1 protein-coding gene is annotated in these 223 nt (G+C 54.3%); it reads right to left on the minus strand.

The window, feature by feature from the left end; genetic code table 11:
* Positions 1–223, minus strand: a 223-nt coding sequence (locus ABR397_RS25745) for a DcrB-related protein (RefSeq protein WP_350307960.1), incomplete at both ends; no start/stop codon positions are given.

Consider the following 223-nt stretch of genomic DNA (forward strand, 5'->3'; position numbering starts at 1 on the left):
CATCAGTGAACGCCTGTTGGGATGACAGGGTGAAAATCAGCGTTTTTTTCTCATCCAGCAGGAATACCGCCTGATATTGATAAACCTGCTGCCCCTTTTTGGGCCGATAACGGGAGAGCAACGCCGTGCCTTGCCGCAGGTTATCGCCCAGCGTCGCGGGCTGCTCTGCCAATAATTGCCAGTCGCGCAGACCATTTTTCAGCAGACCTTTCTGGCGAGTGAG

The organism is Photorhabdus viridis, assembly GCF_040256935.1.
Lineage (GTDB): Bacteria > Pseudomonadota > Gammaproteobacteria > Enterobacterales > Enterobacteriaceae > Photorhabdus > Photorhabdus viridis.